Below are 16,069 nucleotides of genomic sequence, written 5' to 3'. Positions count from 1 at the left end.
TCAGTGTTTTCCTTTCGCGGTCGCGCGGCGGGCGATGGCGACGACGACCAGGGCCCAGGCCAGCAGCACGAGAAGACCGTCGCGATAGCCGAGCGCCCCGGCCAGCGCCACGGCGAGGCTGCCCGCCGCGGTCTCGCCCAGGACCTGGGCCGATTGCAGCAGGGTGAAATCGGTGCCCGCCTGCCCGCCCCGGCCGGCGAAACCCATGAACAGGGTCGAGACGGCGACGGCGGCAAGGCCGGCCCCGGCCGACAGCACCACGATCGCCGCATGGGGCAGCCAGGTCCCGCCCCAGCCCTGGGCGACCGGCAGCCAGAGCCCGAGCCCGAGCCCGGCCAGCAGCAGGCCGGCCACGATCACGCCGCGCGGGCTGAACACGGTCAGCAGCCGGGCCGCGACGGGCGAGGCGGCGATCATGGCCAGCCCGCCGACGAGGGAAAGCGCGCCGATCGCCGCCATCGACCAGCCGTGATCGACCAGCAGCAGGCGGGACACCCCGCCCCCCGCGGTCTGCAGCGTGGCATAGACCGCCGCCAGCGCCAGCAGGCGGAGAACGCCCGGCCGGCGCAGCCCGGCGGCCAGCCGTGCCGGCGCAGCCGCCGCCGGCGCGCCTTCGGACCACAGCAGGACGGGGACCAGCGCCGCGGCGAGGGCCAGGGCGAGAACCAGCAGGCCGCCCGCCGTGCCGATCCCGTCGGCCAGGATCAGGAAGCCCGCGCCGCCGGCCATGAAGCCCGCCATCATGCCGCCGATCTGGAAGGCATTGGCCAGGGCGAGGCGCGATCCCCGCAGGCTCTCGGCGGCGAGGCCGTCGGTCGCCGTATCCTGGGTGGCGCCGGCCAGGGCCGCGACCAGGACCAGGGCGATGATCGCCGGGGCCGCCGCCGCCGTCATGGGCAGGGCCGCCAGCGCTGCCATGCACAGCACCATCAGCCCCTGCATGGTGACGATCCAGGTGCGCCGGCGGCCCAGCGCGCCGATCCAGCGGTTCTCGACCAGCGGCGCCCAGAACAGTTTCACGATCCAGGGCATGCCGGCCAGCGGCACCAGGGCGATCAGGTCGAGATCGGCCCCGCCCGCCCGCAGCAGCACGGGCAAGGCCTCGAAGGCGAAGCCGAGCGGAATGCCCTGGGTGACATAGAGCGCGCCGATCAGGCCGAGGCCGGGCGCGGCCGGCGGCCGGCTCACAGCCGCACCTTCAGCGTAACCCCGAGGGTGCGGCCCTCGGCGGCGACGCCGTAATCGGTGCCGCCCATGCTGAAATACTGGCTGAGATAGCTTTCGTCGGTCAGGTTCCGGCCCCAGACCGTGGCCGCCCAGCGCTCGCCCTCGAGGCCGAGGCGGGCGCCGACGATGTGGGTCTCGCCCTGGAGATAGGCATTGTCGGCCGAAAAGGCATAGGACGAGCGGAAGGCATAGTCCACCGCGCCGCTGAGGAAGAGGCCGCCGCCGATCTCCCGCCCGAAATGGGCGCCCGCCGAAACGCTGTGCCGCGGCGCATAGGGCAGCCGGTTGCCGGCGTGATCGGCGCCGAGGATAGCGTCCCTGAAGTCGTCGTAGGTGGCGTCGAGCCAGCCGTAGCCGGCGGAAAGGCCGAGCCCGGCGCCCAATTGCACCGCGCCCTCGATCTCGAAGCCCTGGGACGTGGCGGCCGCCGCATTGCGGATCACCCGGGTGACCGGGCTCGTATAGACGACGGCCTGCTGGTCCTGCCAGTCGATATGGAACAGGGCGGCGTTCAAGGTCAGGCGGTCGCCCCACCAGGTGGTCTTGGCGCCGACCTCATAGGTGACGGTCACTTCCGGGTCATAGCGGTTGGGCTGGCCGTTCACGTCGATGAAGGGGCTGATGCCGCCGGACTTGTAGCCCCGGCTGACCTTGGCATAGGCGACATCGCCGGGGGCGAAGCGCCAGTTGAGGGCCAGCTCGGGCGAGACATCGTCGAAGGCGGCATCGTCGACCGCCTTGCCCGGGGTGCCGAACATGAAGGTGCCGCTCGGGGTCGAGGTTTCGGCGACCGCCGATTTCTCCTCATGGGTGTAACGCAGGCCGCCCACCAGTTCGATCGCGGGGACGATCCGGTAGCCAAGCTCGCCGAAGACGGCATAGGTATCGGTCGTCTGGTCGTAGGTGGTGCGGCTCCACAGCGCGCGGGGCACGCTGGCGAGTTCGTAGAACTGGTCGCCGTCGAACATCTCGTGCATGTAATAGAGCCCACCGAGCCAGCGGAGGCGCCCCGCCCCGGTCGAGGCCAGGCGGATCTCCTGGCTGATCTGGCGCTGCCATTCGGTCTGCGCCTGGGCGAGGACGGGAAAGGCGGTGAAATCGCCGTCCAGCACCGCATCCATCTCGTGCCCGCGCAGGGCCGAGACGGCGGTCAGCGCCATGCCCTCGAAGGCATGGTCGAGGCGGATGGCAAGGCCGCCGATGTCGCGGCTGTTCGCCGCCGGGTAATCCTGCTCGGTGGCATGGTCGAAGGCGAGGCCGAGAGGGGCGTACCACAGGCCGCCGTCGTCGCGGATGCTGGTGTAATCCACCGAGACCTTGAGGTCGGTGGCAAGGCCGAGCGGGCCGGCCAGCACCGCGCGGCCGGCAAAGGCGCCGGTGTCCGACACGGTCTCGCCATCCGCCCGGTTGTCGATGAAACCGTCCCCGCCGGTCCACGACAGGCTGGCCCGCACCTCGAAATTGCTGCCCTCGAGCGGGGCATCGACCGTGGCCTTCACCCGCCCGGCCGGCCCCGTGCCCAGGCTGCCCTCCAGTTCGATGCCGGGATCGCCCGGCTCCCGCAGGATCAGGTTCACCGCGCCGCCGATGGTGTTCTTGCCGTAAAGCGTCGACTGCGAGCCGCGCACCACCTCGATCCGCGCCGCATCGTCGAGGAAGGCGGGATAGCCGAAGGGACGGGCGATATAGACATCGTCGAGGAAGACGCCCACCGCCGGCTGGCGATCGACCCCGCCCGAGATCCCGAGCGAGCCGATGCCGCGGATGGTCAGCGGCCCGCCCTGCGGGCTGAACACGGTGTTCAGGCTGCCGAAGGCCGCGTCCTCCAGGTCGTCGACGGCGCCCCGGCCGATGGCATCGGCCGTGATCACGGTCACCGCCACCGGGGCTTCCTGCGCCGCCTCCTCGCGCCGGCGGGCGGTAACCGTCACGGTTTCGAGCGTGATCGCCTGCCCCTCCTCCGCCTCCGCGAGGGCCGGACGGCCGGGCGTCGCCGCCAGGGTGACGGCGCTGCACGCCAGCGCGAAACGCAAGACCCGGTAAGCCATGTTCCCAACCCCGTCTGTTACAGACGCCCCTTATCGGCCGGGGCCGGGGGCGCGGACAACAACGGGGGCTTTCGGGTTTCGGACTCAGTCTTTCGGGATCGCGCGCCCGGCGAAGGCCGTGGGCGAGCGGCCGAAGCGGCGGCGGAATTCGGTGGCGAAATGGGCCGGCTGATAGCCGAGGCGATAGGCGACGGACGCGATCGAAGTCTCCCCCGCCTCGATCAGGCGCCGCGCCTCGTCCAGCCGGCGCCCCTTGACGAAGGCATAGACCGGCTGGCCGAAAAGATCGGCGAAGCCCTGGCCCAGCTTGCGGGCATTGAGCCCGACCCGGCGCGCCAGGTCCGGCACGGCGGGCGGATCGCTGAGTTCGCGGACGAGAATGTCCCGCGCCTCGTGGAAGCGTTCGATGTCGCGGGCGGACCAGCGGCGGCCGGCATCGGCGACCTGCCGCCGTTCCCCCGCGAGCGCCAGGGCGCCGGCCATCATTTCCATCGCCTTGCCGGTCATGTAGAGGCGCCGGGCCCCGCCGTCCAGCCGGCAGGCCAGCATCTGCCAGGCGATCGCCGAGGCGGTATCGACCGCCACCCCCTCGACGAGGCCGGTCAGCCAGCCGGGCATTTCCCCCAGCAGGTCCTCGATCCGGTCGTCGGCGATGCGCATGAAGACGCCGGACATGGGGCCGTCGCTCAAGGCCTCGTGGCGGCTCTCGAAACTGCGGTCGGCCAGGAACAGGGCGGACTTGCCCCGGCACCAGCGCCGTTCGCCCAGGGCCGACTGGTCGACCACGACATTGCCCTGCAGGACGACGCCGAACCAGAGGCCGGGCGCCATGGCGCTGGACCAGACCGCCCCCTTCGCCACCTGTGCGGTGTCGAGGAAGACTTCCACGCCCGTGCCCTGAATGACCTCCATCGCCGTGATCCCGCCTCGCCGACCGTCCGGCCAGCATGCGGTATACGCAAATCACTCTCAATCGCAGAAATGACGATCGCCATCGGCGGGGCGCGGCCTTCAGCAGATGTCGGGCGGCAGCATCCGGCGCACGGTGAGCGGCAGCAGCAGGCGCGACATCGACAGCGGGACGAGATGCGACTGCAGCCAGAGATCGAATTTCCGGCGCGGCACATAATGCCGTGCCCCCCGGCGCGCCATGCGCTGGAGATAGCCGACCCGGGCGCGCAGGCGGTCTTCATAGCGGGCCTGGGCCGCGGCCAGGGGTTGCCGGGCCAGTTCCTCGGCCAGGATCCAGGCGCCCGCCAGCGCCATGCCCGTGCCGACGGCCTGCTTCTGCCCGAAGGCCGGACGGTCACGGTCGGCCCCGCCGCCGCGCCCGCCGCCGGCCAGCCCGGGACCGAGGCCGGGGGCATCGCCGTGCTGATGCAGCGGGCGACCTTCTGGCGCCAGCGCCAGCGGCTGGACATGGCCCAGTCCATGCTCGACCAGGCCCTGGCGATCGACCCCAGCCATCCCGATGCCCTGTTCCAGTCCGGCCTGATCGCGGTCGAGACCGGCAAGCGCGCCGAAGCCGAGGCCTATCTCGCCCGGCTGGCGGCGGCGAAGCCCGGCGATGTCCGCATCGAGCGGCTGAAGATGGCCATGGACCGGGGGCAGATTTCCGCCGCGGTGATCGAACAGGCCCGCCAGGCCGCCCGCGACGGCGACAATGAGAATGCGGTCAAGTTCTACCGGCAGGCCTTCGCCGGCCTGCCGCCGCCGCTCGAATATGCGCTCGAATATTTCATGGCGCTGGCCGGCACGGTGGAAGGCTGGAGCGAGGCCCGCACCCGGCTCGGCGACATGCTGGCCCGCAGCCCGGCGGACGACGGGCTGAAACTCTCCTACGCCCGCGTCCTCACCTATCGCGAGGCCAGCCGGCGCGAGGGCATCGCCCTGCTCGCCGCCATGGCCCCCACCTCGCCCGAGGCCGACAGGTCCTGGGGCGAGGCCCTGGCCTGGCTGGATGCCGCCCGCGCGGACGAGGCTTTGTACAAAGCCTATCTCGCCGCCCATCCGGACGATCAGGCGGTGGCGGCGCGCTGGGCCCGGGCGATCAAGCCGCTCGAACCCGATACGCCGGACAATGCGGTCCAACTGGGCCATATCGCCGTCCAGGCCGGCAAGCTGGACGAAGCCCGGGCCCTGTTCGCCAAGGCCCTGGAGCTCGACCCGAACCACGCCAATGCCATGGCCGCCCTGGCCTCGCTCCTGGCCCACGACGGCAAAACCGACGAGGCCCGCGCACTGCTCGAACGCGCCTTCGCCCTCGATCCCGCGCTGCGGACGAGGGCCGCCGGCCTTTACGAGACCACCGTCTTCTACGGCGCCTATCAGCGGGCCAATGCCGCCTTCAAGGCCGGCCGCCCCGGGGAGGCGGAACGCCTGCTCCGCCCCCTGCTCGACGGCCGCCACCAGGACCGCCACCTCGCCGTGGCGCTGATGGCCCGGGCCATGGCGGCGCAGAAGAAATATGCCGAGGCCGAGAAATATTTCCGCGAAGCCCTGGCCCGCAGCCCGAAGGACCAGGGCCTGGTCGACGGCCTCTACGGCGTCCTGGTCGATGCCGGCAAGACGGCGGCGGCCGACGCCCTGGTCCCCCGGATCTCCCCCGCCCTTCGCGAGGGGGCGGGCAAAAGGGCCGCCCAGGCCGAGGCGGAAGCGGCGAAAGCCCGGGCGGAAACCCTGGCCCGCGCCGGCGACATCGACGGCGCCCTGGCCGCCTATCGCGGCGCGATCGGCAAATCGCCGGACGATCCCTGGCTGCGCCTCGCCTATGCCCGGCTGCTGCGCCGCCAGGGCCAGCAGCAGGCGGCGGCGGAGACCATGGGCCCGCCGCTGGCCCGGCCGGCCCCGATGCCCGCCGCCTTCCACGCCGGCGCCCTGTTCGCCCTCGACGCCGGCCGGCTGATCGAGGCCGGAACCCTGTTGAACGCCATTCCCGGGCCGGCGCGGACGCCGGAAATCGTGAAACTGGCCGACGACATCGGCCATCGGCTGCAAACCGCCCAGGCCCGCGCCGCCGTCGCCGCGGGCGACCGGGACCGCGGCCTCGCCTCGCTGCGCGCCCTGGCCCGGCGCGGCGATCTCACCCCCGCCCAATGGGGCGAGGTCGCCAGCGGCCTGGCCGAATTCGGCGATACCGCGGGCGCCCTGGCCATCGCGCGGCGGGAATTGGCGAAGCCGCCCGCCGCCTCGGCCAGCCTGTCAGATTATGCGGCGCTGATCGGCCTCGTCGGCCGCCACGGGACGCCGGCGGAAGGCGAAGCCCTGGTCGCGCGCTTCCGCTCCAAGGCCCGCACGCCCGAGGAAATCCGCCAGATCGCCGAGATGGAAGCCGGCCAGATCGCCGCCCGCGCCGACAGATTGCGCACCGGCGGGCAGATCGAACCGGCCTTCGCCCTTCTCGAACCCGCCCTCGGCCGGTCGCCCGACAACCCGGCCCTGCTCGGGGCGCTGGCCCGGATCTATGTCGATGCCGAGATGCCGGACGAGGCCGAAGCCCTCTACGACCGCCTGCTGGCGCAATCGCCCGAAGACGAAGGGGTGATCATGCAATTGGTCTGGCTGGCCATCGGCCGCCAGGATTTCCACAAGGCGCGCCGCCTGCTCGATCCCGTGCTGGAGCGGGGCACGGCGGATTACCAGGCCCATTACGCCGACGGGCTGCTGCTGCGCCAAGACGGCCTGAACGGCGCCGCGATCGAGGCTTTCGAGCGCGCCCAGAGCCTGCGCCAGCAAGAACTCGGCGGCGTGCCGGCGGGCATGAACGGGGCCGGCAGCACGCAGTTTCCCCAACCCCCCGCATTTCCCCAACCCCCTGTCCAGAATTTCCAGTAAAGGCGGAATGGTAACATGAGCAGTATCCTGGCCGGCCTCGTCGTGCTCGTCCTCGGCGACAGCCATCTGGTCCACCCCGGTGGCCTGATCGACACTTTGCCGGCCGAACTCGCGGCCCGCGGCGCCACCGTCTATGCCTATGGCGCCTGCGGTTCCACCCCCGTCGACTACCTGACCCCGAAAACCACCGACTGCGGCCGCGCCTCGCGCGAGGGGACGGGCGCGGTCAAGCGCGACTTCACCCAGGGCCTGCCGGTCTGGAACGCCCGCGACCTGATCGCCCAGAAGAAGCCCACCCTGGTGATCGTGGTCATGGGCGACACGCTCGGCGCCTACAAGAGCGCCACCCTGCCCAAGGCCTGGGTCTGGGATCAGGTGACGGCGCTGACCGGCGAACTGACCTCGGCCTCGCTGTCCTGCGACTGGATCGGCCCGCCCTGGGGCAAGCCGAGCGAAGCCTTCGGCAAGACCCCGGACCGGGTGCGGGAAATTTCGGGTTACCTCGGTCAGGTCGTCAGCCCGTGCCGCTATATCGATACCACCGCTTTCGCCGCGCCCGGCGCCTGGGGCAGCATCGACGGCCAGCATCTCGACGATGCCGGCTACAAGGCCTGGACCAAGGCCATCGTCGCCTCGATCGAACAGCAGACGACCGCGCCGGCCCCCGCCGCGGCCAAGCCCTCCAGCGGTGACCAGCCGTGGTGAGGGCGGTCCTGTTCTGCCTTGCCGCCGCCCTGCCGGCGACGGCCGCGGCGGAAGCCATGCTCTATGAAACCGGGCCGGGCGTCCCTTCCGGTTACGTCCGCTTCCTGAACGCGAGCGCGGCCCCGGTGGCGATCCGCGCCGGCGGCGCCGCGATCGAGCTTGGCGCCGGCAGCTTCAGCCGCTACCAGGCCATTCCCTCGGGCGCGGAGCAGCGGGCCAAAGCCGGCGTCGGCGGCACCGCGCAGGAAGTGCGGGTCACCGCCGCGACCGATGAATTCGTCACCGTCGCCATCGTCGCCGGCGCCGCCCCCCTGCTGATCCGCGACCTGCCGCAGGACTTCAACGCCCTGAAGGCCGACATCGCCTTCCTGAACGCCGATCCGGCCTGCGCCGATGCCGCCATGCGGGCGGGCGCCCGCAAGACCGTGGTCTTCGAGCGGATCGCCCCCGGGGCCATGGCGCGCCGGCTGGTCAATCCGGTCGAAGCCGTGATCGAGGCGGCCTGCGGCACCGATCCGGTTACGGGCAGCGTCGACCTCGGCATGCTCGCGGCGCGCGGGCGTTACAGCATCGCGGTGATCCCGGACGGCGCAGGTGGCCACAGGCTGGTCGGCGGCCGGGACGAACAGGCGAAATATGATTGACCCCTCGGGGTCGGAGTCCGCTTCATGGTTTTCGCCTCGGTCGAGTTCCTGACCCTGTTCCTGCCCCTCTTCCTGCTCTGCTACGCCCTGGTGCCGGCGGGCGGGCGGAACTGGGTGCTGCTGATCGCCAGCTGGGCCTTCTACGGCTGGTGGAAGCCGGTCTTCCTGCTGCTGCTGATCGGGGTCACGGTCTTCAGCTATTTTTGCGGCCTCGCGATCGAGGCCGCGCGCAGCGACGCGGAAAAGCAGCGCCGGCTGGCCCTGGGGGCGGCGGCCAATCTTCTCGTCCTCGGCTGGTTCAAATATGCCAACCTGCTGGTCGGCACGACGAACGAGGGACTGGCCCTGTTCCATCTGGGCGCCATTCCCTGGGAGACGGTGATCCTGCCGATCGGCGTCTCGTTCTACATCCTCCAGGCCATTTCCTATCTTTACGACATTCGGCGCGGGACCATAACGCCCGAGCGCGATTTCGTCGCCTTCGCCGTCTACAAGGCGTTCTTCACCCAATTGGTGGCGGGGCCCGTCATCCGCTACAGCTGGATCGACAAGGAACTCACCCGCCGCGACCTGCGCTTCGACAATTTCGCCAAGGGCAGCCGCCGCTTCATGCTCGGCTTCTGCATGAAGGTATTGATCGCGGATCAGCTGGCCGGGCTGGTCGATCTCGTCTTCGCGCTGCCGGCGCCGTCGCTGGCGGATGCCTGGCTGGGCGCGCTCGGCTATACGCTGCAGCTCTATTTCGATTTCGCCGGCTACAGCGCCATGGCGATCGGCCTTGCCCTCATGCTCGGCTTCCATTTCCCCGAGAATTTCAACGATCCCTATCTCTCGACCAGCATCCAGGAGTTCTGGCGGCGCTGGCACATCAGCCTGTCGGGCTGGCTGCGCGACTATCTCTATGTCGCCATGGGCGGAAACCGCCAGGGCGAGGCGCGCACCTATGCCAACCTGATCCTGACCATGGCGATCGGCGGGCTGTGGCATGGCGCGGCCTGGACCTTCATGGCCTGGGGCCTGGTGCATGGCATCGCCCTCGCCGTCGAGCGGGCCGGACGGCGGCGTGGCATCGCCCTGCCCACCGTCCTGGCCTGGCCGGCGACCATGGCCCTGGTCATGCTGGCCTGGACCCTGTTCCGGTCGACCAGCTGGCAGATGGCGGAAACCATGCTGCTGGGGCAGGTCGGCTGGTACGGCATCGGTCTCGGCGATGCGGTCCGGGTCGCGTTGCATCCGACCGTCACCCTGTGGCTGGCGGCGGGCGTCGCCGTCGCACTCTGGCCGGCGGTGCGGGGGCGGCTGGCCGGCGCTCTTGCCCTGGTTCCCGGCTGGTGGCACGGCCTCTGGCCCGTGCTCGCCTTCCTCTATGCGCTGGCCGCCCTGAAGGAACGTGAAACCGTGCCCTTCCTCTATTTCCAGTTCTAGGAGGGGCAGCGGATGGAACATGATCGCGGCCGTCTTGCCGGCATCGTCCTGATCCTCGTCCTCGCGGTCGGGCTGGTCTCCGGCGTGCTCGCCCTTGGCGGCGACGGGGGGCGGCAGATGCTGGCCCGCTTCACCCCGGGGGACGTGGCGGACGGCACGGCCACCGCGGCCCTGTCCCGCCACCTGAACGAGGACCTTCTCGGCGGCGCCGCCCTGGCGCGGACGGCGCGGGCCGCCAATTGGCTGGTGCTGGGCGACCTCGGCGAGCAGGTGCGGGCCGGCTGCGCCGGCTGGCTCTTCCTCCGCGAGGAGATGGACCTTCATCCCGGCGCGGCTTCGGCCCGCGACCGGCGGGCGGGTCTGGTCGCCGCCGCCGACCGCCTGCTGAAGGCCCGGAACATTCACCTGACCGTCGTGGTCGTCCCGGACAAGAGCCGGGTCCTGGCGGCGGCGCGCTGCGGCCTGCCCCGGCCCGCCGCCCTGGACGCCCGCCTCGACCGCTTCAACGCCGCGCTGGCGGCCGCCGGGGTCGATCACCTCGAGGCCCTGCCCGTGCTGGCGGGCACCGCGGAGCCCTATTTCCGCAGCGACACCCATTGGACCGAAGCGGGGGCGCAGGCGGTGGCCGCGGCCCTGGCCGAGCGGCTGCGCAGCGCAAATGCGGCGCCCGAACCCGGCCCGCCGGTCCCCGTCACCCCCGGCGACGACCACGAGCGCCTGGGGGACCTGATCCGTCTCGCCGGCCTCGACCGGCTTCCCACCCCCTTTCGCCCGGCGGGCGATTGGGTCGCGGAAAGCCGCATCGCCATGCCGGCGGTGGTCGCGGACGATCTTCTCGGCGAGATGGCGGGGCCGCCGGTCGTGGTGATCGGCAGTTCCTTTTCGCGGAACGGCAATTTCATCGGCTTCCTGGCCGCCGCCCTGGCCGCCCCGATCGGCGATCTGGCGCGGGACGGTGCGGGTTTCGCCGGCGCCGCCGAACCCTATTTCCGGGATGCCGCCTTCACCGGGACACCGCCCCGGGCGATCGTCTGGGAAATCCCGGAACGGGTGCTGGACGCCCCCTTCGGCACGGTCGAGGAAACCTGGGCGGCGCGGCTGGCCGCCGGCTCACTGTGACAGGCGGTTGCGGTCGCCCAGCCAGGACGACAGCAGCGGCTCGATCGCCTCGGCCAGGCGCGCCTGGGCGGCGGCATCCGGGTGCAGGGCGGGACCGGGCGGGTCGTTCCGGGGATCCATGTAGAGGCTGACATCGGTCGCCCCGTCCTTCAGGAAGCGATAGCCGGCATCCATGAAGGTCACCTGCCGGTCGGCGGCATAGCTGTTGGCCAGGGCGGTGTTGACCGCAAGGTCGGTGGCCGATTTCCAGTCGCTGATCCCGCTCGGCAGGATACCCAGGACCAGGATCCGGGCCTTGGGCACCCTGGCCCGCAGGCGGCCGACGATGGCATCGATCCCCGCCTTGGTCTCGGCCGCGCCGCGACCCTGGATGGTGTCGTTGGTGCCGATCAGGACCACCGCCGCCTTGGGCGAGATGCCGCCGATCTCGCCATTGTCGAGGCGCCACAGGACATTGCCGGTATTGTCGCCGTTGAAGCCGAGGTTGACCGCCTGCCGGCCGCCGTAGAACCGGTTCCACAGCCCGAGGAAATCATAATTCGGCGCCGTGCTGCCCAATTCGTAGTTATGGGTGATGGAATCGCCGATGAAGACAAGGTTGACCGGCCCCCGGCGCAATTCCGCCAGCTTGTCCCGATGCCGCTTTACCCACCAGTCATCCGGCCGGGGCGTCGGCGGCAGCGCCAGCCCCTCTGCGCCGGCCCCCCGCGCAAGGCCGACCGCACCGGCCGCCGCCGCCAGGGTTCCCAGTACGAACTGACGCCGGGTACCGGCAGCCGACATGGACATGGAAGGTTCCAACCTGCTCATCATGACGGCCATTCGGCCACGCGATACGCCGCGTGTCCAGCCGCCTGATCACTCCCACTCGATTCTCTCAAACCATCGTAACGGGCTGATTTTTAAGCGCAAAATCTTTCTTCTGACGGTCAAAACCCGACCGTCGAGCCGTCAAAATTCTTCGCTTTTGATTTCAAAGGAAAATTCGCGCGATTTGGATTTAGCGCGGTTTCATCGTCTATCGACAACGATCGGTCAATTTTTTCGCGCCATCAACCATTCAGGGCACTGCGCGCCGATGCGAGAAAAGACCGTCACCGTTCATAGCACAGGACGTTCGTACTCACCATGCACTCAACGTCTCGCCCCCTTCCGGATCTACTCCCCGGGTCGGGTGACTTGATGCAAAGCGAATGAGCGGATAGGCAAACGCCTCTGGCTGCGGCGATGTGGAAGGACACATGGCCAGCAAAGGTCCGAGATGGTGACGAGAAGGCAGCGGCGTAATGGCTCGGTGCGCTAAGCCCATCCACTAGCCGGTTTCGAGTCCGGTCCGCAGCAAATCGTCGGGATCGGCATCGATGCCGCGACGCTCTATGCCTGTTGTATCAAGCCGCCGCTCTCTACACGATCCTGCAATATTGCGATAAGACCAGCCATGACCAAGAGCATGAAATGGCTGCAGGCGAATGCGCCCGGATTCAATCATCTCGCCAAAGACGAGCAGGCCGCGATTACTGACTTCGCGCTACTCTGGAGCCTATTCGAGTCGCGGGTCCTCAACACCCAGGGCAATGTCAAGGCGATCTGCGACACGGTCGAGGCTTGGCAGAACGCCGGGATGCTCGACGCTGACGCCTTCGACGCCGAACTCGCCTATTTCCGGCAACGCTATTACGCCGATGGCGCCTTCACCTATCACTTCCACCATCTGCATTTCAGGAATCCCGACCGAGAGGCCTTGGTGCGCGCCGTGATCGACGGCGGCGACAACGACCCATGCAGCCGCGTCACGGCCGTCCTCATCATCGTCTTCCGCTACCGCAACAACCTCTTCCACGGGGTAAAGTGGCAGTACAAGCTGCAAGGCCAGCTCGGCAATTTCAGCACCGCGAACGATGTGCTCATGAAGGTGCTGGAACAGCACGGCGCGCTCGCTGACGGATAAGAGCGCCGACGCACGCCCCCGACGGCCGGAGTTGTCCATGCCTGACACCAACGACGACGCCATCCCGCCAAACCTCGCCAGCCTTCATGCTGGCGAAGAATTCCTGCGCGGCAAGGCGATCGGCCTCGTCGCCGGCGACGGGCGCCTGCGGCTGCACCTGGCCATCACCGAAGCGGCCATGGATCTCGCAGATGTCCTGCGCCAATTCGAAACCGCCGACGAGGACCTCAAGGTCATCCAATTGCTCGGGATGCGCACCTTCAATGCCTTCGGCGCGAGCGTGAAGCTTGCTCTATCGGGCTACGGCCAAAACAGCGCGCTCATCCTGCGTGACGTGTTGGAGACGGTCTTTCTGATCGACTATTTCGCCGGCGACCGGACCCTGATCGAGCGCTGGCGCTTCGCCGACAAAAAGCGCTTCGCGATGTACGAAATGTTCTCCGAGCTCGCCGGCCATCCCACCATGAAGTCTGCCTTCATGATGCGACCGCAGCGCGACGGCGACGCGGTCATCGGCCCGTTCATGGAGACGACGACCTTGGAAGCCGTCGTCTCCGAAATGGGCCGCCTCGCGATCCAGGTTGGCGAACAGCTCAACCTCTTCTTTCCGGCCGACTGGCCGCAGGGCCTTCCGAGCCGGCTCGCCTTCGCCAAGCTCAAGCAGCGCTGGGTCGCAACCTTCTACCCGAGCCCCAGCCCCGCAGCACCGAAGTCTGACGAGCCAGGCGGCGCGTGACCGCCGGGCTTGTCGTCTACGATCCGCCGGATATCCGGGCCCAGACACGGCGCCAGAAGCCCGGTTCCTCCCTGGGCGTAGCAGGCTGTTCCGAAGGTTCGACCTTCGGCGACTCCCCGTAGAAGCGCGCTTTGGCGGTGCGATCCCGACGGCGCTCGGCTTCGACCTGCTCGTCGCTCCAAGGGCCGGCTTCGACCACCTTGCCGCGGTCGATCACATAATGTGACCGGCACTTCAGCGTCCAATTGCCGATCGACGGGCGCAGCGAGATGGTCTCACCGTCGAAGGTCATCTTCCAGTCCGTCGGCGTGAAGGGCGCCACGACCTCCTCGCCGCAACCGCAGCAGCAGCTGTGGGCCGATGTCGCATATTCCATTGAGACATAGAGAATGCCTGGCTCAAGGCGCTCCGGGATGTGCTCGACGAAACGATGCTCGAGTCGCTTGTGCCGTATCACCCGAGGTCTCCGTTGATCAGCATGTTGCCGTCAGTCGTATAGGTGCAGTGATGCTCGCCCTCGAGATCACGGTAGAAGCCGCGGATCTTCTTCCACTTGACGACCGCGAGGACCGCATTCAGGGCGTTGAGGTCCGCGACCTGGATGTTGGAGGCGTAGATGTCCTTGGCGCCGCCGCCGACGAAGGAGATGCGCTGGCGAGCATGATCCCGCTTCTCCGGCGTGCTGGCGGTCACCCGCAGGATACCGCCGAGCGACCCCTCGTCGAGCTCGAGGCCCATGCCGACATCGACGAACGCGGCGCCGATCGCCTCAAGCTTCTCGACGATCAACCGCTTCGCTTCGCCGGCGTCGAGCGACAGGAACGCGAAGGTGACGCCGTCGAGAAGGTGCACGTTGTCGGCTCCGAGCTCGACATCGTGCGCCACGATGTTGCGGTGCATCCGGCTGTAGATGCGCTTCAGATAGTCGACCTTCTTCGGTGCCTCGCGCAGTTCCTCCAGGGTCGGCGCGCCCGGCGCCCGAAAAGCGTTGTGGGTCAGGAACTCGTCGCTGTCGAAGAGCCGAATCTCGCGGACCGGCGTCTTGGCGACGAAGTCCAGGATGTAGCCGCCGGTGCCGCCGCCGCCGATGATGGCGACCCGCTCGTTGACGAGCCGCTCGGTCAGGATGCCGATACCGACACGGTCGGAGGCGGTCTCGACATAGTTGAAGACGCTGTCCTCCTCCTCTTCCGGCTCGCGGAAGGTGCGGGGGGTCATGCCGGGCTTCAGCACCGCGGCCGGGCCCGCGATGATGTTCGCGTAGCTCGTCATCTTGTGGTGGTAGTCCGTGTAGCCGCCATCCGGCTTGCTCGAGAAGCTGTGCGTGGCTTTCAGACCGTGGCCGAGGTCGAAGGCCCCGGCCTGATGCGAGATCCCCTGGATAGGCGTCCCATCGGCGCGGCACGGAAAGTCGCCGTCCCAATGGACGACATGGGTGTCGGGTCTGCGCGTCGCATCGCCGGCCAGCGTGAGGCTCGAGATGAGGGTGCCGATGCGCACCTCGCGACGCGCATCGACATAGGGCACCTCCCGCATGACGAGATGCCCGCCCTGCCGCAGGACGAAGTAGCCTTCGTCCCGCAGCCGCTTGAGGTCGGGATTACGACTGAACAGTTCGCGTGACATTGAACACCGTGCCTTTCTTCTTGACGTCGACCGAGCCGCCAGCCCCGAGTTCGCCCGCGTGCGGCGTCGACGCCGCGTGCCGGTAGGTCATCGAGAAGACGACGTTCGGCTCGTGCTGGCCCGGGAAAGCGAGCTGGACGATCTGCTCGAACGTGACCGTGCGGGCGCTCACCGTGCGCGGCCGCGAATTGACGATGATCTCGAACGTCAGCCGCGCGGTGATGAACCGCTCGATGCCGGGCTCGGCCAGATCGATCAGCTCGCCATGCTCGATCAGGCGATCTTCGCCGCCGGGGACCTCGAGGAAAACGCCTTCCCCCTCGCCCGGCTTGGCGAGCCCGTAGAGCACCGTGCCGCTGATGACCGGCTTGCCCCAGCGCAACTCGTCGTCGTTCAAGGTGAGCTTGAAGTCGCGATCCGTCAGGAAGGCGACGAACCGCTCGGCGCCGTGCTCGCGCAGGTCGAAGGGCTCGTTCAGCCGCACGTCCTCGAAGTCGCCCGAGGGCAGGATCGCGAACAGGCTGTAGCCGTCCCGCGGGTCCAGGGCGCCGGCCTCGAGCAACTGACGGCCGAGCGGCACGGGGTCGCTCACCTGACGGGACTGGAAGTTGAGGTCGCCCTGCGCGAGGAGGAAGCGATACCCCTGCGCCGGACGCAGCGCCCGGCCTTCGCGCAGGGCGTCGCCGAGGTCGTCGTATTCAAGAAGCTCTTCGGTGTTCATAAGATTGGGTCCTTAGGTTCTGCCGCGGCGATGCAG

Annotated in this window: 15 protein-coding genes; 7 read left to right on the top strand and 8 right to left on the bottom strand. The window is 69.1% G+C overall.

The annotated features are described in order from the left end of the window. From DKG75_RS16205 to DKG75_RS23050, 4 genes are all read right to left on the bottom strand, one after another. The gene (locus tag DKG75_RS16205) at positions 1–1,188 is read right to left on the bottom strand and encodes an MFS transporter (protein ID WP_109922201.1); all 1,188 of its coding nucleotides are present in this window, start codon (positions 1,186–1,188) and stop codon (positions 1–3) included. Next, a complete protein-coding gene (locus tag DKG75_RS16200; protein ID WP_109922200.1) occupies positions 1,185–3,275 on the bottom strand; it encodes a TonB-dependent receptor in 2,091 nt (696 codons plus the stop codon). Before DKG75_RS16200 ends, DKG75_RS16205 begins: the two co-directional genes overlap by 4 nt. Positions 3,276–3,359: 84 nt before the next feature. Further along, complete coding sequence (locus DKG75_RS16195) at positions 3,360–4,187, bottom strand: helix-turn-helix transcriptional regulator (protein WP_109922199.1); 828 nt, start codon at positions 4,185–4,187, stop codon at positions 3,360–3,362. Between the two features lie 99 nt (positions 4,188–4,286). After that, a complete protein-coding gene (locus DKG75_RS23050; RefSeq protein ID WP_166646495.1) occupies positions 4,287–4,742 on the bottom strand; it encodes a hypothetical protein in 456 nt (151 codons plus the stop codon). Between DKG75_RS23050 and DKG75_RS16190 the strand changes: the two genes are divergently transcribed. From DKG75_RS16190 to DKG75_RS16170, 5 genes are read left to right on the top strand one after another with little or no spacing between them, the layout of a single operon-like run. Then, positions 4,695–7,109, top strand: coding sequence for a tetratricopeptide repeat protein (locus DKG75_RS16190; protein ID WP_166646496.1), 2,415 nt, complete (start codon positions 4,695–4,697; stop codon positions 7,107–7,109). The two genes, DKG75_RS23050 and DKG75_RS16190, sit on opposite strands and share 48 nt — an antisense overlap. Before the next feature lie 15 nt (positions 7,110–7,124). Next, positions 7,125–7,814: an SGNH/GDSL hydrolase family protein gene (locus DKG75_RS16185; protein ID WP_109922197.1), complete on the top strand. Its 690-nt coding sequence runs from the start codon at positions 7,125–7,127 to the stop codon at positions 7,812–7,814. Next, positions 7,808–8,458 carry an alginate O-acetyltransferase AlgF gene (locus DKG75_RS16180; RefSeq protein ID WP_109922196.1) on the top strand — a complete coding sequence of 217 codons (651 nt, stop codon included), beginning with the start codon at positions 7,808–7,810 and terminating at the stop codon, positions 8,456–8,458. Before DKG75_RS16185 ends, DKG75_RS16180 begins: the two co-directional genes overlap by 7 nt. 24 nt (positions 8,459–8,482) lie before the next feature. After that, the gene (locus tag DKG75_RS16175; RefSeq protein ID WP_109922195.1) at positions 8,483–9,883 is read left to right on the top strand and encodes an MBOAT family O-acyltransferase; all 1,401 of its coding nucleotides are present in this window, start codon (positions 8,483–8,485) and stop codon (positions 9,881–9,883) included. A 12-nt stretch (positions 9,884–9,895) separates the two neighbouring features. Further along, positions 9,896–11,002 carry an alginate O-acetyltransferase AlgX-related protein gene (locus DKG75_RS16170; RefSeq protein WP_109922194.1) on the top strand — a complete coding sequence of 369 codons (1,107 nt, stop codon included), beginning with the start codon at positions 9,896–9,898 and terminating at the stop codon, positions 11,000–11,002. Here the strand turns inward: DKG75_RS16170 and DKG75_RS16165 are convergent. Further along, complete coding sequence (locus DKG75_RS16165) at positions 10,994–11,791, bottom strand: GDSL-type esterase/lipase family protein (protein ID WP_166646497.1); 798 nt, start codon at positions 11,789–11,791, stop codon at positions 10,994–10,996. The genes DKG75_RS16170 and DKG75_RS16165 overlap by 9 nt on opposite strands. Before the next feature lie 649 nt (positions 11,792–12,440). Between DKG75_RS16165 and DKG75_RS16160 the strand changes: the two genes are divergently transcribed. Both DKG75_RS16160 and DKG75_RS16155 read left to right on the top strand, forming a co-directional pair. Further along, on the top strand, positions 12,441–12,950 hold the full coding sequence (locus DKG75_RS16160; RefSeq protein ID WP_208112084.1) for a hypothetical protein: 510 nt from the start codon (positions 12,441–12,443) through the stop codon (positions 12,948–12,950). Between the two features lie 37 nt (positions 12,951–12,987). Further along, positions 12,988–13,686 (top strand): hypothetical protein, encoded by a 699-nt coding sequence (locus DKG75_RS16155; protein ID WP_109922192.1) that lies wholly within the window; start codon positions 12,988–12,990, stop codon positions 13,684–13,686. 16 nt (positions 13,687–13,702) lie between these two features. On the opposite strand, the gene DKG75_RS16150 is transcribed toward DKG75_RS16155, so the two are convergent. The 3 genes from DKG75_RS16150 to DKG75_RS16140 are packed head-to-tail and all read right to left on the bottom strand — an operon-like array spanning position 13,703 to position 16,033. After that, entirely contained in the window at positions 13,703–14,143 is a 441-nt protein-coding gene (locus DKG75_RS16150) for a ubiquitination-like system serine protease family protein (protein WP_109922191.1), read from the bottom strand. Beyond that, entirely contained in the window at positions 14,140–15,312 is a 1,173-nt protein-coding gene (locus DKG75_RS16145; protein ID WP_024924735.1) for a ThiF family adenylyltransferase, read from the bottom strand. The genes DKG75_RS16150 and DKG75_RS16145 overlap by 4 nt, the downstream gene beginning before the upstream one ends. Next, positions 15,287–16,033, bottom strand: coding sequence for a multiubiquitin domain-containing protein (locus DKG75_RS16140; protein WP_109922190.1), 747 nt, complete (start codon positions 16,031–16,033; stop codon positions 15,287–15,289). The genes DKG75_RS16145 and DKG75_RS16140 overlap by 26 nt, the downstream gene beginning before the upstream one ends. Between the last annotated feature and the right edge of the window lie 36 nt (positions 16,034–16,069).

Origin of the sequence: Zavarzinia compransoris, assembly GCF_003173055.1 — a bacterium.
Taxonomy (GTDB): Bacteria; Pseudomonadota; Alphaproteobacteria; order Zavarziniales; family Zavarziniaceae; genus Zavarzinia; species Zavarzinia compransoris.
Note: the sequence above shows the minus strand (reverse complement) of the source record. Positions and strands in the feature narration are given on the sequence as shown.

Bases quoted from the DNA above. Each gene is read 5' to 3' on its own strand.
- DKG75_RS23050 (WP_166646495.1), bottom strand. From the start codon at position 4,742: ATGGCTGGGGTCGATCGCCAGGGCCTGGTCGAGCATGGACTGGGCCAT.
- DKG75_RS16140 (WP_109922190.1), bottom strand. From the start codon at position 16,033: ATGAACACCGAAGAGCTTCTTGAATACGACGACCTCGGCGACGCCCTG.
- DKG75_RS16170 (WP_109922194.1), top strand. From the start codon at position 9,896: ATGGAACATGATCGCGGCCGTCTTGCCGGCATCGTCCTGATCCTCGTC.
- DKG75_RS16175 (WP_109922195.1), top strand. From the start codon at position 8,483: ATGGTTTTCGCCTCGGTCGAGTTCCTGACCCTGTTCCTGCCCCTCTTC.
- DKG75_RS16200 (WP_109922200.1), bottom strand. From the start codon at position 3,275: ATGGCTTACCGGGTCTTGCGTTTCGCGCTGGCGTGCAGCGCCGTCACC.
- DKG75_RS16185 (WP_109922197.1), top strand. From the start codon at position 7,125: ATGAGCAGTATCCTGGCCGGCCTCGTCGTGCTCGTCCTCGGCGACAGC.
- DKG75_RS16145 (WP_024924735.1), bottom strand. From the start codon at position 15,312: ATGTCACGCGAACTGTTCAGTCGTAATCCCGACCTCAAGCGGCTGCGG.
- DKG75_RS16155 (WP_109922192.1), top strand. From the start codon at position 12,988: ATGCCTGACACCAACGACGACGCCATCCCGCCAAACCTCGCCAGCCTT.
- DKG75_RS16160 (WP_208112084.1), top strand. From the start codon at position 12,441: ATGACCAAGAGCATGAAATGGCTGCAGGCGAATGCGCCCGGATTCAAT.
- DKG75_RS16190 (WP_166646496.1), top strand. From the start codon at position 4,695: ATGGCCCAGTCCATGCTCGACCAGGCCCTGGCGATCGACCCCAGCCAT.
- DKG75_RS16165 (WP_166646497.1), bottom strand. From the start codon at position 11,791: ATGTCCATGTCGGCTGCCGGTACCCGGCGTCAGTTCGTACTGGGAACC.
- DKG75_RS16195 (WP_109922199.1), bottom strand. From the start codon at position 4,187: ATGGAGGTCATTCAGGGCACGGGCGTGGAAGTCTTCCTCGACACCGCA.